The 17,478-nt window shown below is 39.5% G+C and carries 14 protein-coding genes and 1 pseudogene; 3 read left to right on the top strand and 12 right to left on the bottom strand.

Going from position 1 to position 17,478, the window contains the following annotated elements:
• Positions 1 to 32: 32 nt before the first annotated feature.
• From MF4642_RS05805 to MF4642_RS05755, 11 genes and pseudogenes are all read right to left on the bottom strand, one after another.
• Positions 33 to 1,210: pseudogene (locus MF4642_RS05805) on the bottom strand (MFS transporter).
• Positions 1,211 to 1,470: 260 nt separating this feature from the next.
• The gene (gene gcvH / locus MF4642_RS05800; protein ID WP_004693240.1) at positions 1,471 to 1,845 is read right to left on the bottom strand and encodes a glycine cleavage system protein GcvH; all 375 of its coding nucleotides are present in this window, start codon (positions 1,843 to 1,845) and stop codon (positions 1,471 to 1,473) included.
• Between the two features lie 71 nt (positions 1,846 to 1,916).
• Complete coding sequence (locus MF4642_RS05795; RefSeq protein ID WP_004979806.1) at positions 1,917 to 2,945, bottom strand: AraC family transcriptional regulator; 1,029 nt, start codon at positions 2,943 to 2,945, stop codon at positions 1,917 to 1,919.
• Positions 2,946 to 3,248: 303 nt separating this feature from the next.
• The gene (locus MF4642_RS05790; protein WP_078425601.1) at positions 3,249 to 5,099 is read right to left on the bottom strand and encodes an ABC transporter ATP-binding protein; all 1,851 of its coding nucleotides are present in this window, start codon (positions 5,097 to 5,099) and stop codon (positions 3,249 to 3,251) included.
• 238 nt (positions 5,100 to 5,337) lie between these two features.
• Positions 5,338 to 5,520: a hypothetical protein gene (locus MF4642_RS16895; protein ID WP_162494659.1), complete on the bottom strand. Its 183-nt coding sequence runs from the start codon at positions 5,518 to 5,520 to the stop codon at positions 5,338 to 5,340.
• Positions 5,521 to 5,798: 278 nt separating this feature from the next.
• A complete protein-coding gene (locus MF4642_RS05780) occupies positions 5,799 to 7,037 on the bottom strand; it encodes a mechanosensitive ion channel family protein (RefSeq protein ID WP_078425600.1) in 1,239 nt (412 codons plus the stop codon).
• 263 nt (positions 7,038 to 7,300) lie between these two features.
• Positions 7,301 to 7,837 carry a DUF2058 domain-containing protein gene (locus tag MF4642_RS05775; RefSeq protein ID WP_005399509.1) on the bottom strand — a complete coding sequence of 179 codons (537 nt, stop codon included), beginning with the start codon at positions 7,835 to 7,837 and terminating at the stop codon, positions 7,301 to 7,303.
• A gap of 20 nt (positions 7,838 to 7,857) precedes the next feature.
• Positions 7,858 to 8,526 carry a YoaK family protein gene (locus tag MF4642_RS05770; RefSeq protein ID WP_004693233.1) on the bottom strand — a complete coding sequence of 223 codons (669 nt, stop codon included), beginning with the start codon at positions 8,524 to 8,526 and terminating at the stop codon, positions 7,858 to 7,860.
• 39 nt (positions 8,527 to 8,565) lie between these two features.
• Positions 8,566 to 9,759 (bottom strand): serine/threonine transporter SstT, encoded by a 1,194-nt coding sequence (sstT, locus tag MF4642_RS05765; RefSeq protein WP_078425599.1) that lies wholly within the window; start codon positions 9,757 to 9,759, stop codon positions 8,566 to 8,568.
• A 233-nt stretch (positions 9,760 to 9,992) separates the two neighbouring features.
• On the bottom strand, positions 9,993 to 11,726 hold the full coding sequence (locus MF4642_RS05760; RefSeq protein ID WP_078425598.1) for a SulP family inorganic anion transporter: 1,734 nt from the start codon (positions 11,724 to 11,726) through the stop codon (positions 9,993 to 9,995).
• A gap of 101 nt (positions 11,727 to 11,827) precedes the next feature.
• Positions 11,828 to 12,145 (bottom strand): ArsR/SmtB family transcription factor, encoded by a 318-nt coding sequence (locus MF4642_RS05755; RefSeq protein WP_004693230.1) that lies wholly within the window; start codon positions 12,143 to 12,145, stop codon positions 11,828 to 11,830.
• A 629-nt stretch (positions 12,146 to 12,774) separates the two neighbouring features.
• On the opposite strand from MF4642_RS05755, the gene cysK reads away from it, so the two are divergent.
• Complete coding sequence (gene cysK / locus MF4642_RS05750) at positions 12,775 to 13,773, top strand: cysteine synthase A (RefSeq protein WP_078425597.1); 999 nt, start codon at positions 12,775 to 12,777, stop codon at positions 13,771 to 13,773.
• Between the two features lie 60 nt (positions 13,774 to 13,833).
• Here cysK and MF4642_RS05745 read toward each other — a convergent pair whose 3' ends face one another.
• The gene (locus MF4642_RS05745) at positions 13,834 to 14,445 is read right to left on the bottom strand and encodes a TetR/AcrR family transcriptional regulator (protein WP_004693224.1); all 612 of its coding nucleotides are present in this window, start codon (positions 14,443 to 14,445) and stop codon (positions 13,834 to 13,836) included.
• A gap of 521 nt (positions 14,446 to 14,966) precedes the next feature.
• Between MF4642_RS05745 and MF4642_RS05740 the strand changes: the two genes are divergently transcribed.
• Entirely contained in the window at positions 14,967 to 16,139 is a 1,173-nt protein-coding gene (locus MF4642_RS05740) for a thiolase family protein (protein WP_078425596.1), read from the top strand.
• 319 nt (positions 16,140 to 16,458) lie between these two features.
• Positions 16,459 to 17,352, top strand: a complete 894-nt coding sequence (locus MF4642_RS05735; RefSeq protein ID WP_004979763.1) for a LysR substrate-binding domain-containing protein — start codon at positions 16,459 to 16,461, stop codon at positions 17,350 to 17,352.
• Positions 17,353 to 17,478 lie beyond the last annotated feature (126 nt).

Raw genomic sequence — 17,478 nt, 5'->3', positions numbered from 1 at the left:
TGTTCATTACTATGGGCATACGGACTGATGTTTTAAGCGGTTTTCTTTCTATTCGTAATAAAGGCATAGAAAAATAAACTTAAAACGGTTGTCAGTGCACAGAATAAATAGGTAAAGCTATAACCTTGCTTAGAAATGAGTACGCCCAACAATATAGAACCAAGTGCAATACCCAAGTCATACATGGTAAAGAATGTAGAGGTCGCATGGCCAATCCGATGCTTTTCCGCACCTTGAATAGCTAAAGTTTGTAGACAAGGCTGTGCAGAACCAAAGCCCATGCCAACGCATACTGCCGCAACCAATAAACCCGTCAGAGATTGAATCTGACTGAGAATCACAAGCCCTAAGCTAAATAATATAATCGCTGGGTAAATCACATAATTTGCCCCACGACGGTCATAAACTTTGCCTGTAATTGGGCGTAGACTCATCATGGAAATCGCAAAGACGATAAAAAACAAGCTCGCGTAGTTCAGTAGATGTTTAGACTCTGCATAAGTTGAAATGAACGACATGATACTGGCATAGGAAAAAGAAACCATCATGCCCATAATTGAAATATTCAAGGCATTAGTTTCAACAAAGTCATGGATACTGAGCTTGCGCTTCACGGCAGGTGTCAATTTTTGAGTGGTCTGCTGAATTGGGATAAAGAAGCAAAACAAGAAACCGAGACAGACACTAAACGCTAAAATTCCTGCGACCATTGGATAGGATACGGACTGGATCAGTGTTAAACCGAGGAATGGCCCAAGTACAATCCCTAGATTAATGGACATGACAAAATAGCCCATGCCTTCGCCTTTACGTTTTTCTGGAATAAATTCATTGACAATAGGTACGGCAACTGTGGTGACGATACTGAACCAAATGCCATGTAGAAAACGAATCAGTAACAACAGGTGTAAATTATCAGCAAACAAATAAGCCAAGGAAAACAAACAAAATAGGGCTTCCGCGATAAAAAGCGTTTTCTTATTTCCCAGTTTTTCAATAATGAGTCCGCTAAAAGGGCGAACTGCGATAGACGATGCCATGAACAAAGTCATGGCAAGGCTGCTTGTGCAAGGCTTCCACCCAAATCATTCAAAATATAGATTGGGAGGATTGAGGTCTGCGCAAAGTAAAAGATGAACAAAAACAGATTGTTCGCTAAACAAAGAATAAAAGACTTATTCCATAGCGAAGATGTATTAAGAGCAGACATGCAGAACCTTTGGTCCGAAGATGAGGCCACAGGGCGTGAGCTGTTGCTATTATTTTATGTAGAAGCTAGGTCACGGCTGTGAAATTAGAACAATCAAATTATAAGATAATGCACGTGAAAAGTATAATTATAGTAATAAATGCTGATATTTAAGCGATTTGAAAATAAAAATATTAAGTTAATTTATCAAAATAAGAGAATAATTGCAAAAAAATCAGTCCGCAGACTGATTTTTTGAGCCGTAAATATGAATACTAGGCTTATAGACCTGCTTCATAGGCTGTGCTTGAAAGGAGTTGTTCTACATCTGCGATATTGTCTGGTTTGATTTTATAAATCCAACCTTTGCCGTAGGGGTCATCATTGACGAAGTCAGGATCATCTTCCAGATTGGCATTGATTTCTACCACGGTGCCAGAAACCGGTGCATGAATATCAGAAGCCGTTTTTACAGATTCAACCACACCCGCTTGTTCGCCCGCAGTGATTTGTTGACCAACTTCTGGTGTTTCAACATAGACTAAATCGCCTAAAGCATCCTGTGCATGGTCTGAAATACCAGTTACAACAAGATCACCTTCAATACGCACCCATTCATGTGTACTCGCATACTTCAATTCTGAAGGATGATTCATGAATAACTCCTTAAAATACAAAAATCATTTTTCGCATGATTTATACATGCTTTTCTATCAAAACAAAAGATCTATAAATACGGATCTTTACGCCAATTACTCGGGCTGCGTCCACTCCAACGCTTAAAGGCTCGGCTGAAATTTGCCACATCACTATATCCCAGTTCATCCGCAATTTGCTCTAAGCTATAGTCTGTACGTGACAAAAGTGACGTGGCATGACGGTAACGCACTTCATCCACAATGGTGGAAAAAGATGTGCTTTCAGCAGCCAGTTGGCGTTTCAGTGTTCGATCAGACATGTGTAAGAGGTCAGCCACATGCTCGATGCTTAAATAGTGTTGTTCTGAGCGCGTTAAAATGTCACGTACACGCATCGATAATCTTCGGCGTTCGCCCATGGCTGATAGCTCAGCTTCACATTGATTAATGGCTATTTGGCTTGCAAGTGGGTCAGCATTGACCATTTTAAAACCTAGATAATGCTTATCAAAACTCAAAAGTAAATGTGGTTGATCAAAGCGAACACTATGGTTAGGTAGCTTTGCACGATAGCGATCAAAACCTTCTGGTTCTGGAAAATCGAAATCAATTTCCCCAGCCAAATTTTCAATGCCAGTGAGCGCCTTACTCATAGAAACAATACCAAAAATAATACTGATCGCAATATCGGTACGCAACGGTTCTATATCGACATCACAGCGTAATTGTAAAGTCGCTTTTTCGCCAAAGGTGGAAAAGAAAAGCTGCAAAAAAGGCATGCGCAGTTGAATAAAGCGGTTAGCAAGTACCAAGGCTTCGCCAATATCATGAGTTGTCATAATGGCATAGCCAATGAAGCCATGAATTGAAATACGCATTTGCGTGCCTAGATGGTAGCCAAGCGTGGGCTCACCAGTGAGACGGCTGGCCAACTTCACAAGTTCATTGGCAGTATGAACGGGTATGCGAAAGTCAGGCTCTGCGAGTTGTTCGCTCGTGAGTTGAAAAGGGGAAAATAGGGTCTCTGCGTTATAGCCCCAACGAGACACAACATCTAACAACAATAAGCCATAAACACCAGGAATTCCTTGATCTTGGCGAAGTGAAACTGTTTTCATGCGCGATCCATTGCATTTTTCTTTCTTTTCTGACTGAAGTTATATTGGCATGAATATTTCAAATTCATGGAGCATATTGTTGGACAATATGCTCCGAGCCTATATCAATTCAGTATTCTTTTCATTTCTGATTTAGTGGAACGATATTATAAATATCATAAATTTCTGAGCAAAAATATAAGACTCTCGATAAAAATCAAGGCTCAGCAAATGATGCTAAAAGTTAAGTAAAATCTTTTCAAAATCAGCATGCTAAAATCATTGATGATAATGATCTAAGCGTGCTGAGGACGGGAAGTAAAATTAGGCTTCTTTCTTTTTAATTGGATGTTGTTCCGTTAAAAATCCACCTGTTTGACGCTGCCAAAGGTGCGCATAGATACCATTTTTTTGAATCAGTTCTTCATGTGTCCCTTGTTCTGCAATACGACCTTCATCAAGCACAATCAAACGATCCATTTGAGCAATGGTTGAAAGACGGTGAGCAATCGCAATCACCGTTTTATCTTGCATTAAGTCATCAAGGCTAGATTGAATTGCAGCTTCAACTTCTGAGTCTAGGGCACTGGTGGCTTCATCTAAAATTAAGATTGGTGCATCTTTCAAGAACACACGAGCAATGGCGATACGCTGGCGTTGGCCACCTGAAAGTTTCACTCCACGCTCACCAACATAGGCTTCATAACCTGATTTACCACGTAAGTCAGTCAGCTGAGGAATAAACTCTTCGGCTTTGGCTTTACGTACAGCAGCATACATTTCTTCATCACTGGCATTGGGACGGCCATATTTAATATTTTCTGCAACACTACGGTGTAGCAGGGAGGTGTCTTGAGTCACTAAGGCAATATTACGACGTAAGCTGTCTTGGGTGACATCTTCGATATTCTGCCCATCAATTAAAATTTCACCCTGTTTCAATTGATAAAAATGTAGCAATAGTTGAATCAGTGTTGATTTCCCTGCACCAGAGCGACCTACGATCCCAATTTTTTCACCAGCTTGGATGCGTAGGTTTAAATTGTCGATGACATTTTTACTGTTGTACGCGAAAGTTACGTCTTTAAATTCAATCACGCCTTGTTTAACCTTAAGGTCTTTGGCATCAGGTTTGTCTTGAATGGTGATCGAACGACCGAGAGTTTTCATGCCATCTTGAATGGTGCCGACACTTTCAAAAAGTGCTGAGGTTTGCCACATGATAAATTCAGCAATACTGCTCAGTTTTAAAATCATAGCCGTTGCAGCAGCAATAACACCAAGTTCAACTCGCCCGTTCATCCATAACCAAACTGCAGTGCCCAGTACACCAGCATAAAGCACTATGTTTAAAAACAGAATGCTGATTTCATACTTAGCACCCAAACGCATTTGTTTATAAACGGTGACCATGAACTCTTGCATCGAGGCTTTGGCATATAAGCTTTCACGTCCTGCATGGGCAAAAAGCTTCACTGTTTGAATATTGGTATAAGCATCGGTAACACGGCCAGTCATCACAGCTCTGGCATCAGCTTGTTCATTTGAAACTTTGCTCAAAAGTGGAATGAAGTAATATGCTGCGCAGATAAACAACGCCAACCAGACCAGTAAAGGCAATATTAGGAGTGGGGAAATAGCGGCAAGCACCAAATTGACCGTGACAAAATAAATCAGCACATAAGCCAACATGTCACCCAAAATAACCCAGAACTCACGTATCGCCAGTGCGGTTTGCATGACTTTTGCGGAGAGGCGTCCTGCAAAGTCATTGTGAAAAAAGTCGAGACTTTGCTTCAGCAGTAAATTATGAAAGCGCCAGCGAAGACGCATCGGAAAAGTGCTAAATAATATTTGATGTTTAATAATCGACTGTAAACTGGCAAATAAAATATTGGCCAATAAAATACAGAATAACAGGACTAAATTTGAACCATGTTCTGCTAAAAATGTTTCTGGCTGGCTTTTACTGAGCCAGTTTACTAAGTCACCAATTTTGGCATAAAACAAGGCTTCAAAGCTAGCAGCACCAGCCGTGAATAAAATCAAAATCAACAAATAGCCACGTACACCTTTAGCGGCCTGCCATACAAACGGAAAGAACGTGGTCGGTAAAGGTTGGTTTAAACCTTCTTCTGGATAGGGATCAACACGTTTTTCAAACCATTTGAACATGAATAAAACCTTCTAAAAATAAGTCATTTATGAGGTAATGACTTGTTTTATAAATAAGTAGAATTTGAAAATTTTAGCATGAAAAGACCATAGTGGTCTGTGTAAATTGAGAGAGACTAAACATTGTTGTAGCAGTATTGATAGCAAGAAATGTAGATGAATAGATATAAAAGTCTGATATAGAGAAGAGTGATAAAAGGGAATCCAAGCAAATGAATCCCCCAAGATGCTTAAAGCATTAGTTTGCTTGAGTTTCTGATGTCGCAACCGCATCAGATGCAGCAGCTTCTGAAGCAGGTGTTGCATTTTCAGTTGCAACAGCAGCTTGAGTGGTTTCTACAGCTTGAGTTTCTGCTGCAAAAGAAGATGTCGCTGCTACAGCTAAAAGGGCAGCACATAAAGATTTATTTAAAGTATTCATTTTAGAAAGTCTTACAAAGTGAAAAGGAGTGGCTAATTTAATGAAGAGAAAAGGTTGATATTGTGATATTGCAGTATGTTTCATGTAAATAATCACATAATTAACTTACATAATACACAACGTAAATAACACAGTTGTTGAGAAACTAATGTTATGTATTTTTATAATTTTTATTCTATAGTTGGTAATTTAGAACGTATATTAAAATGCCTATTCTACGTTTTTAAGACCTTGATATGCTAAAACTAGAGCGGTTTTAGCATACCAAAGTGAAAAAATTACGGGTTTGACATTGCGATTTGCATGTCATATCCCGATGGTGCTTGATAAATTTTGAGACCAAATTCGGGAAGAATGGCAATTAAATGATCGAAAATATCCGACTGAATCGCTTCATAATCTTTCCATGCAATTTGATTGCTAAATGCATAAATTTCCAGTGGCAAGCCTTTTTCAGTCGGTTGTAACTGACGTACGATTAAAGATTGGTGTTTTGAAATGTTCGGATGCTGATTAAGGTACAGCTCAACATACGCACGGAAGGTCCCGATATTGGTTAAACGTCGCTGATTACAAGGAGATGTATTGCTCAATTTCTGATTAAACTCAACCAGCTCTGTACTTTTGTGATCCAGATATTGGTCTAATAATAAGAACTCTTTAAGTTTGCTTTGTTCTGCTTCAGACATAAAGTGAACGCTACTTTGATCAATATAAAGTGAGCGTTTGATACGACGTACGCCTGCCTGTGACATACCACGCCAGTTTTTAAAAGTATCAGTGACCAATTTGTTGGTTGGAATCGTGGTAAAGGTTTTATCAAAGTTTTGTACGGTGATGGTATGTAATGACATATCAATGACATCACCATCTGCATTCAGGGATGGCATTTCAATCCAATCTCCAATACGGACCATGTCATAGGATGAAATCTGAACAGAAGCCACCAAAGACAAAATGGTGTTTTGGAAGACCAACATCAGCACTGCCGCCATAGCACCGAAGCCCGCCAGCAAGGTGAAGACATCTTTTTTCAAGAAGGTGCCTAAGATCATCAAACCACAAACGATGAAAATAATCAGTTTGATCAGCTGTAAATAGCCTTTGATGGGCTTATTTCTAGACTTTGGATTACGTTGATAAACCAAATTGAAGATATTCAGTAATTCACCAATCGCGAGCGCAATGGTTAAGAAAATAAAGGCCTGTGCCGCCATTTGGACAAAGCTGACCATTTTCGCAGACAGGTGAGGAACGGTAACGATACCATTCATAATGACGATTGCTGGGACTATGTTCGCAATTCGACGAATCACACTATGCTGCGACATGATGTCGTGATTGGCAAATTTTAGCTTAGTGATGAGATGCCGAATACCACGAACGACAACATGCTTGGCAATAATATACGCCAGTATAGTCACTAGAATGAGTATGCAGAATCCTGTCAACATTTCGATCCAAGGATACTGGTCTGACCAGTCTTTTAAACTCTGTATAAAATGAAAATTATCCAAAATGCGATCTTCTTATGATTAAAACACTGTAAATAGTGTAATCAGCTATACGAATTAAGCAAATTGTGTCACTAAGTTTATACATGTTTTCAACGACTTGTTTATTTACTCTCGTAGATTTGTTTTTTAAATCGATATTTGAATGTCATGAAGCATAAATTGTTGATGGTCGGGATATGTCAGAGCAGTGGAATGGTAAATTAGTTTTATAATGAACTAGGAAACAACGAAGCTTCCAATATGGAAGCTTCTGATGGTTCAAATTACCACATGAGATCATCAGGGATCACGTATGCAGCGTATGGATCTTCCTCATCTGTGACTGCTTCATTTTTCTCTGAGGTATTTACGATAATAAAGCCTTCAAGTTTGGCATTAATACGATCAGCTAAAGCTTTAGGTAAGAAGGCATAACTTTCATGATCACGTGCAATCACGAGGCTACCAGCCACCAAGGCATTATAAATTTGTTGATTGATATATTGTTTTTTGATTTTGCCATCGTCAATAAACTGATAGGCCACGTCACCATCGGTATCCCGGATTTTATGCTGCGTGATCATTTGAATGATCGTCGCTTTGAGCTCTTTTTCTTGCAATATCGCTTTCTTCTCAAGTTCAATAGCTTGATCTTTGGCCTGTTTTTGCTGTTTGTCTTGTGCAATTTTTGCCTTGATCTCAGCTTCACTGCTTTGACCTGTTCTTTGCTCATGCACTGCTTGTTTAGAAAGTTTTTTGGCCTTTTTGTTGTCAACTAAACCGGCTTTGAGTAACTGAGCCTGTAATGCATTTTTTACCATAGCGAATTCCACAACTGCGTTTAAAAACGACGATAACGAAAGTAAATGATCCAATATACAACACTAAGGATCAAGCTTAATGCTGTTGGAACTAAAAAAGAATTGAGTTTTAAATAGGGATACATCCAACTTGCACAGAGTCCGCCGATCAAAAAGCCACTTAAAATCAAAAGATGTAAAACTACGCGTCGACGCTCAACCACGAGTCCGCGCACACGATAACCAAGCGCTAAGCCGAGATCGGTAAGAACACCCGATAAATGTGTGGTGCGGATGATAGTGCCTTTATAATGGCTCACCATGGCATTTTGCACACCCATTGCGACGCAGGCCCAGAGTAAAGCATAGCGTGGAAAATAAGGCAGAAAGAACCAACACAGAAAAATAAAAAAAGCCACTAAAGTGAGTGGTACGCCATAGCGGCGTCCCAATCGAAAGTGACTATTTCCCAGAATTACACCGCTATAAAATGAACCGATGACATAGCAGACAGTTACTAATAGCAAATATAAAATGCTTTCGGGTTGCCAATGTACAAGTGACATCGCCAAAACACTTACATTACCAGTCATATGGGAAACAGACTGGTGTAAAACAGTCACCAGTCCTAAGACATTAATCATTCCTGCATTTACTGCAAGAAAGAATGCCCCCAGTTGAATCCAAAGTGGTAAGTGTTGAAATGGCATAACTTCAAAAAAGAAATAATATACTGATTGTACAATATATTATTTTGAAGCGCGGTCAACTGCTGCAGTAAATAATACGTCAGTTGATGAGTTCAACGCGGTTTCAGTAGAGTCTTGTAGTACGCTAATCACCATACCAATTGCAACCACTTGCATTGAAATATCAGATGAAATACCAAACAGTCCACACGCAACAGGGATCAACAGCAAAGAACCACCTGCAACACCAGAAGCACCACAAGCTGAAACTGTTGCAAGCACAGATAAAATCATCATGGTGGTAAAGTCAACATTAAGACCTAGTGTATTGACTGCTGCCAGTGTAAGCACCGTAATCGTCACTGAGGCGCCGGCCATGTTAATGGTCGCACCGAGTGGAATGGCTACACCCGCTGTAGATTCAGCAACACCCAAACGTTTTGCAAGATCTAAGTTCACAGGAATGTTCGCAGCAGAACTACGCGTGAAGAAAGCAGTGATACCACTTTCACGTAAACATTGAAATACCAATGGATACGGATTGCTACGTGTTACCACAGCAACCATAAGTGGGTTGATGACTAAGGCAACGAAAGCCATTGTACCGAGTAAGACTGCCAATAAATGTGCATAGCTTGCTAATGTACTTAAACCTGTTTCTGCAAACGTTACTGCTACTAGACCGAAAATACCAATAGGCGCAAAGTTAATCACCAAACGAATCACGCTATTTACTGCGTGTGCAGTATCATTGAGTAAGTCTTTGGTTGAGTCTTTTGCATGACGAAACGCAGCACCTAAGGCTACAGCCCATGCTAAAATACCAATGAAGTTTGCTTCACTAATGGCTGTTACAGGGTTAGCAATAAAGCTAAGGAGTAGGTTCTTAAAGATTTCAATCAAGCTACTTGGCGGTTGTAAGTCAGTATTTGCAGGTAAGTTTAAGAACAAAGTACTTGGGAAAGCGATGCTGACTGCAACTGCTGCAAAAGCCGCTAGTAACATACCCACAGCATACATGATGATGATAGGACGCAGATTCGCACTATGACCCACTTTAAAGTTTGCAATAGAAGCAAGAACCAAGACAAATACAAGTACAGGCGCGACAGATTTTAACGCTTTAATAAATAAGTCGCCTAGCAGGCTCAAATAAGGAGCAACACCCGGGAAAACGAGGGCTACACCAATACCCAAAATAATGGCAATGATAATTCGAGTAACTAGACTCATTCGCGCTAAAACAGAAAACATAGAGGCGCCTTGTTGAAATTACGAGGACAAAATACGGATTTTAAGTGCGCCATTTTATACCTAATTTGCTAACTGACTGAAAAATATTTAGATATAAAAATTAAGTTATTGTAATTCCAGTTTTTATTATTCATTTTAATTCATTAAAATGACATATTTAACGGATTTTTATCATAAATGCCTGCTTGATATTTCTCACTAAATAGAAAAAGTGCAAGCAGACATTCGGTCTCTTATGAAGTTTTAAGCAGCTGAGGTGAAAGGGTCTGAATGGCTTGATAGTGAGTTAAAAAGACATTCCCACTCAAATGTTTCAATAGTTTTGAGCTTTGCAGTCGATCCATCACAGGGCCTTTAACTTCGGACAAATGCAGTTGAATATTTTGCTTGGCCAATTCTAGATTAATATCTTCCAGCATTTCTAAAGCACTCAAGTCGATACTACTCACACTGGAGCAATTAATCACGACATGAGCTAACTCAGGTTGTTGGCTCACAGCATTGATCAGCTCGCCTTTCAATATATTGGCATTTAAGAAGGTTAGGCTTTCATCTATACGCATTGACAATACTTGTGCCGTTGTTTGAACTTGATGGCGTTCAACATTGCGAAAATGTTGCGTCCCCTCGACCAAGCCAATCACAGCGATATGTGGCCGGCTAATCCGCCAAAGCAACAAAATAAAGGTCGAAACCATGCCAATGATCAGGCCGGTTGAAATATCGATACAGACAACACCAAAAAAGGTAATCCACATCGCGATACCATCTGCTTTGGAATACTTCCATGCTTCGATGAAGGGTTTAAAGTCCACAAGTTTCCATATGGAGACGATAATCGTTGCAGCCAAAATAGCTAAAGGAAGGTCCTGAAAGAAACCTGTAAAGTATAAGCTCACTACAATAATCAACAGCGAAGAGAGCACACCCGCCATAGGGGTCTGAGCGCCTGCATCTGCATTAACGACAGTACGAGAAAGGCTGCCTGTTACAGGAAAGGCCGAACTGAAACCTGCACTGATATTGGCTAACCCCAAAGCGATAAGTTCTTGGTTGCTGTTGAGTTGGCTTCGTTTTTGTAAAGCAGTGGCTTGAGCAATGGAAAGTGATTCAACAAAACTGATCATCGCGACCATGGTTGCACCTGGCAAAAGTTGCAGAACTAAAGTCCAGTTCCAATACGGCATATCGAGTGGAGGCATACCAGATGGAATGATTCCGACCGTTTTGATTCCAAGCGTTTGCAGTTGGAAAAAATAGACCAAGGCAATTGAGGCAACCACTAAAAATAAGGGAATGGTACGCGAAAGTAATACGGTCGATCCGAACCAACCTTTTAAGGCATTAGTATTCAGTAACTTTGGTGCATAAATTAAAAATACGATTGCACACAGTCCAAACAACAGCGTACCTATGTGAGTTAAACTGATGTATTGCCAAACACTTACCACAAACTCGGGGATATTATTGGCTTTTAAAGGCAGATCGACAATAAACTTCAACTGACCCAACGCAATCAGCAAAGCAGACGCAATAATGAAACTTTGGATGACGGGGTGGCTAATCAGTTGAATGAGGAAACCAAAGCGAAATAACCCCAACAGCAGGGAAATGATACCGACCATTAGTGCTAATAAACATGCCGATTGTATATAAACAGGTGAACCAACCTCAAACATCGAGTTCAAAGTTGCAAAGGTCATCATCGAAATGATGGCAACAGGGCCAATAGAAAGTGTAGGGCTGCCGCCAACGCTGGCATAAATAATCATTGGGATAATGCTGGCATAGAGCCCAGTGATTGGTGGTAAGCCTGCCAACATGGCATAGGCCATGCCTTGAGGAACCAACATGGCAATGACGATAAAAGATGCAAGTAAATCTGACTTAAACGTAGGCGTGTCATAGTTCTTGAGCCATTGCCATGCGGGTAGATAATGGCTTAGACGACGGTTCCAATCAGACATAAAAAAATCTAAATCACAAATTTAGATATATTATGCATAAAAAATGCTAAGAAGTCTTAGCATTCGTTTTCATAGCACAGAAAATATAGAAGTGATTTGGTTTAGAGACGTGGTTTTGGGCAGTACAAGCTATACAAAGTATTTAAAACTTCAATCATGCGTTCATCTTTAATGGAATAGTAAATTTGCTTACCATCACGGCGCGTATTTACCACATCACTTTTACGTAGCATCATTAATTGTTGCGAAAGAGTCGGCTGTTTGATGTCGGTAATTTCTTCAATTTGAGAAACATTAAGTTCTTGTTGCGACAAATGACACAAAATTAATAAACGATCAGTATTGGCTAGAGATTTTAAAATACTCACAACAACTTCAGCAGAGTCGCGCATAGACGTTATTTCAAGTCCTGTGTTCATTTAAAACCTACTCATAAAACAAAAACAACTGTACACTTAGTATAAAACCAAGCCGTTCATAATGCTGTGTTTTCAAGTCCAATATGCATGGCTTTTAGTGAAATGAAATATTAGTTTAAGTTATATATACTTTATTTTTACATCAAAATTAGTTATCCGAGAATCAACTTAAGTTCCAGATATTTATATAAATTAAGCAAAAAAATGAATTAAATATAGTTTTCTTTATGAGTATTTATAATAAGCTTTGAATATTTTATCATATAGTGTTTTTTAAAATCATAATTGCACAGCTATTTTAAGATAGCATTATAAAAATAAAAAATATATACATTTATTAAAGGCATAATTGTTGCTGAATAATATTTTTGAACAAAAAGCAAACTTTGAGATGAGTGTATAAATTTTTCCACCCCATATAGAAGATGTTGATTATGCGGTTTTAGCATCTGGCTTTTTGGGGAAATGGCTGTTTTTTTCAAGTAAAAACATGGGGAAACTCATGCTTTTTCTGTTTAAGTGATTTATTTATCAAATAAAAACATAAGCTCGACCAAATGTCAGTTTGCATTTAAAAATCAGGGTATGATAATGAGTGGATCATTAAAAACAACATAGGAAACATTGGTATGAGTACTGACTCAGCTTTTCCAACGCCTAATAATTTAGGGATAGCGGTTTATAGTAATAATGCAGAAGCGATTGGTAACACACCATTGGTTCGTATTAACCGAATTATACAAAGTCCAGCCACCGTTTTAGCCAAAGTTGAAAGCCGTAACCCTGCATTTTCAGTAAAATGTCGTATTGGGGCTGCGCTCATTTCGGATGCGGAAGCACGCGGTGTGCTGAAAGCGGGAATGCACATTGTCGAACCAACCAGTGGCAATACAGGCATTGCTTTGGCATTCGTTGCTGCTGCAAAAGGTTATGCGTTAACTCTAACTATGCCATCAAGCATGAGTATCGAACGTCGTAAAGTGATGAAAGCTTTGGGCGCGAACTTGGTTCTTACCGACCCTGCAAAAGGCATGCGTGGTGCGGTAGAAGAAGCACAGCGTTTGTTGGATGAAAATCCAGAAACGTATTTTTTGCCACAACAGTTTGAAAACCCAGCAAACCCAGCTATTCATGAAGCAACGACTGGCCCAGAAATTTGGGAAGCAACAGGCGGTAAAGTTGATATTTTAGTTGCAGGTGTTGGGACGGGTGGTACGATTTCAGGGATTTCAAGTTATTTTGAAAAAGTAAAAAAACAAGCCCTATACTCAGTTGCGGTAGAACCTGCTGAGTCGCCGATTATTGGTCAAACCAAACGTGGTGAAGCTTTGACGCCTGGACCACATAAGATTCAGGGCATTGGCGCTAACTTTATTCCTAAAAACTTAGACCTCGACTTGGTCGATGAAGTGATGCCAATTGATGCTGCAACAGCAATTGATTGGGCACGTAAAACAGCAAGTCAAGAGGGTATTTTGGTGGGTATTTCAAGTGGTGCAGCGATGGCAGCAGCAGCTGAACTTGCTGCACGCCCTGAAAATGCAGGTAAAACCATTGTGGTGATTTTACCTGATGGTGGTGAACGTTATTTATCTTCAGTTTTGTTTGAAGATATTTCCGCAGACTAATTAAATATATGAAAAAAAGCTAAACATAAAATGTTTAGCTTTTTTATACCGTTTAGAAGTTTAAAGGGCTGCGTGTGAAATTTTATCAGGTGTCATGAGGGCTTGGTTGACATACAGTTTAATCAGACGCTCACGTGAACCGATTGATTTTTGATAATGCGTTGAATTGAGTAACAATGACGCACCGTAGGTCACTGTCCATACATAAGATAAATAGTCACGAATGGACATTGCACTGTCTAAAGACTTTAAATAATCCGAAGTCATGTCTTTAATTTCGATAATACGTTGCTCACGTATTTGATAGAGCTTCTCAAAAAGTTCTTTGAGTTTACGTTCGTTATTAGTTAAACGTTCTTCAATAACGTGCAGTAAAATCGTACGGTTCGAGTTCAACATATTATAAAGCATGTATTCGGAAACATACGTTTTAATATCGTTGTTATGCTTTTGAGAAATTTCTAGCAGGCGAGTTTCATTCAAGATAATCAGCTCTAAATAAAGTTGATTTTTACTTTTGAAATGCTTGTAGATTGTACCCTTCGCAATATCGAGTTCCGTTGCTAATTCGCTTAAGGTGATGTCTTGATTATTGTCTAATAATAAAGTCTCAGCCATGGCTAAAATTTTCTCTTTGCGTAATAGAAAATTTTGTTGGCGTACTGAAGTCATTGGCTTATTCCAGTGTATTCCATGAGAACTATAGAGAGGCTATTGAACTTGGTTGAAAATGAAAATGCAACTAAGGTCTTGGATATTACTACAATCGTTTTAAAAATATCCACTTGTTCAACAATAGAAATAAATACATGTGCATTTTCGCATTTCGTTGTCAATAAATTTGATCTCTAGAGATCAAATTTGGGCCATTGCATTCCTTTTTCGTGATTTTTACACTATTGTCAGTATAGCCACTGTGTTCTTAGAGACGAGAACCTTTAGTGCTCAAGCCTCGAATGCAGTGCGGGTTGATAAATAGATCATCTGTCGTATGGATCGATGTCTTATTCACGTGTGTTTATTTTAATGTCTTTATAGATGACTCGCTTTGAGACGGTAGCACTATGAAAAACATTAAAATAAGATCTGAAACGATTAACCCTTTTGTAATATGAAAAAATAAATAGGGAATGTTTTTAAGCCTTTTAATTGGGCTAAAAGCAAATAAACTGCAAAAAAGGATGAAATAGAAAATGATTGTTATTGTAGACGGTGTACGTACAGCAATGGGTGGTTTTCAAGGTTCACTGTCGAGCTGTACCGCGCCTGAACTTGGTGCGGTGACAATTAAAGAAGTGTTAAACCGTTCTGGCTTACAGCCGACCGATGTGGATGAAGTGATCTTTGGTTGTGTACTTCCAGCAGGTTTAAAACAAGGCCCTGCACGTCAAGCAATGCGTATGGCAGGTCTACCTGACTCAACGGGTGCAACAACCATCAATAAAATTTGTGGCTCTGGTATGAAAGCCGTCATGCAAGCGGCTGATGCGATTAAAGCGGGTTCAGCTGAGATTGTGGTGGCGGGTGGTATGGAGTCGATGTCAAATGCGCCGTACTTACTTGAAAAAGCACGCGCGGGTTACCGTATGGGACATGGTAAAACCACCGATCACATGTTCCAAGAAGGTTTAGAAGACGCTGAAACAGGTCTGTCGATGGGTGTACTTGCTCAAGAAATGGCAGATAAAAAAGGCTATACCCGTGAGCAGCAGGATCAGTATGCCATTGGCTCTTTAAATAAAGCCGTTGCTGCGATTCAAGGTGGTTTTTTTAAAGATGAAATCGTGCCTGTGACGGTGAGTAGCCGTAAAGGCGATGTTGTGGTTGATCAGGATGAACAACCGCTCAATGCCAAAGTGGATAAAATTCCAACTTTACGTCCGGCATTTAAAAAAGATGGCACGATTACTGCGGCAAATTCGAGTTCTATTTCGGATGGTGCTTCGGCATTGGTTGTAACTTCATCCGAAGTGGCTGACGCACGTGGTCTTAAGCCATTGGCAAAAGTTGTGGCTTATGCAAGCAACTCTCAGCATCCATCTGAGTTCACCATTGCCCCTGTAGGTGCCATTGAGAAAGTTTTAGCCAAAGCAGGCTGGTCTGCGGGTGATGTAGATCTGTGGGAAGTCAATGAAGCATTTGCGATGGTCACAATGCTTGCAATTGATGGTTTTCATTTAGACCCTGCAAAAGTCAATGTGAATGGTGGCGCTTGTGCACTTGGTCATCCATTGGGTTCATCTGGTTCACGTATTATCGTGACTTTACTGCATGCTTTGAAACGTACTGGTGGGAAAAAAGGCGTAGCTGCTTTATGTATCGGTGGTGGTGAGGCGACTGCTATTGCCGTCGAGCTGCTGGACTAAAGCTGTAATATCGTTAGCTGTGCCTGTGAAGAAAATATTTTAAATATCTATAATGTGGCATGGTTGATTTCATCAAAGGTTCGATTGATTCGGGCCTTTTTTGTTATGTAAAATACATGCAGATCATGCGACATAAATTTTCAGGGAAAGCATCGATTGTTCAGTACAGCTAAAGGTATAATTAATGTGCTTTTATTGCTGAAATGTCTGATATTAGACCTAGATGCTTGTAAAAGTAAGTTTTGAGCATTGGATCATCGCTATAATGGGTAGATGATGGATCGTCTACCATCACATGCATATAAGGAACATTTTTTTCGTGTTTGAACTGGACTGTAAATTACTCAGTATCTTTTTTTACGTTTATAAGTTTAAAAGTGTGTCACTGGCGGCTGATCATTTAGAAATGAGTCAACCGACGGTGAGTAACATTCTGAATAAAATTCGCCAACATTATAATGATCCGCTATTTTTGCGGATTGGCAATGAAATGGTGCCAACTGAGCTGTCGAAACAGTTATTTCCATTGGTCAGTGAGGCTTTAAACAAGGTTGAAATCATCAATAACTTCACGATTGATTTTGACCAAGCCACTTCGCAGCAACAGTTTAGTTTGGCCATGACCGATGTTTCGCATTTGGTGTTATTGCCGAAAATTTCACAATACTTAAAGAAACATGCGCCGCATATTCGTTTGAATATCCGTCCGATCACCTCTGAAACCAGTTATCAAATGGCAAATGGTGAGATTGATTTGGCGCTGGGTTTTTTACCACAATTAGAAAATGGCTTTTATCAACAGCAACTGTTCGAGCAGTATTATGTGGTGATTGCCGCCAAAGATCATCCGCGTTTGACAGGTGACAGTATCAGCACAGCACAGTACTTGGCTGAGTCACATATCGATATTGATGCGGGCATGGGACATTACCATATTGAAAACGAACTACTTAATTTAGAACTAAAACGTGACATTTTAATGCGTTTACCGAGCTATTTAGGCGTCGGCTTGGTGGTACAAGAAACCGATGCAATTGCGACAGTCCCGTATTATTTAAGTGAAGTGCTGCTTTCACGTGGCAATTTAAAGATCTTCAATGCGCCAATTGCCTTCCCAAGTTATGGGGTGAAACAGTATTGGCATATGTCTTGTCATCACAAAACCAGTCATCAGTGGCTGCGTCACATGTTTCATGAAATTTTAATGAAGTAATTCTTAAAATTTGATGCTTTTTAGTGCGCATAGCGAAAATATGCGTGCTTAAAATCTAAAGTGCCCATTTATTGCTCATAAATAGTATTACGAAGTTTAAAAATCGTAATACTGAATTGGCACAGC

Source organism: Acinetobacter sp. MF4642, from assembly GCF_002018925.1.
Classification (GTDB): Bacteria; Pseudomonadota; Gammaproteobacteria; order Pseudomonadales; family Moraxellaceae; genus Acinetobacter; species Acinetobacter johnsonii.
Note: the sequence above shows the minus strand (reverse complement) of the source record. Positions and strands in the feature narration are given on the sequence as shown.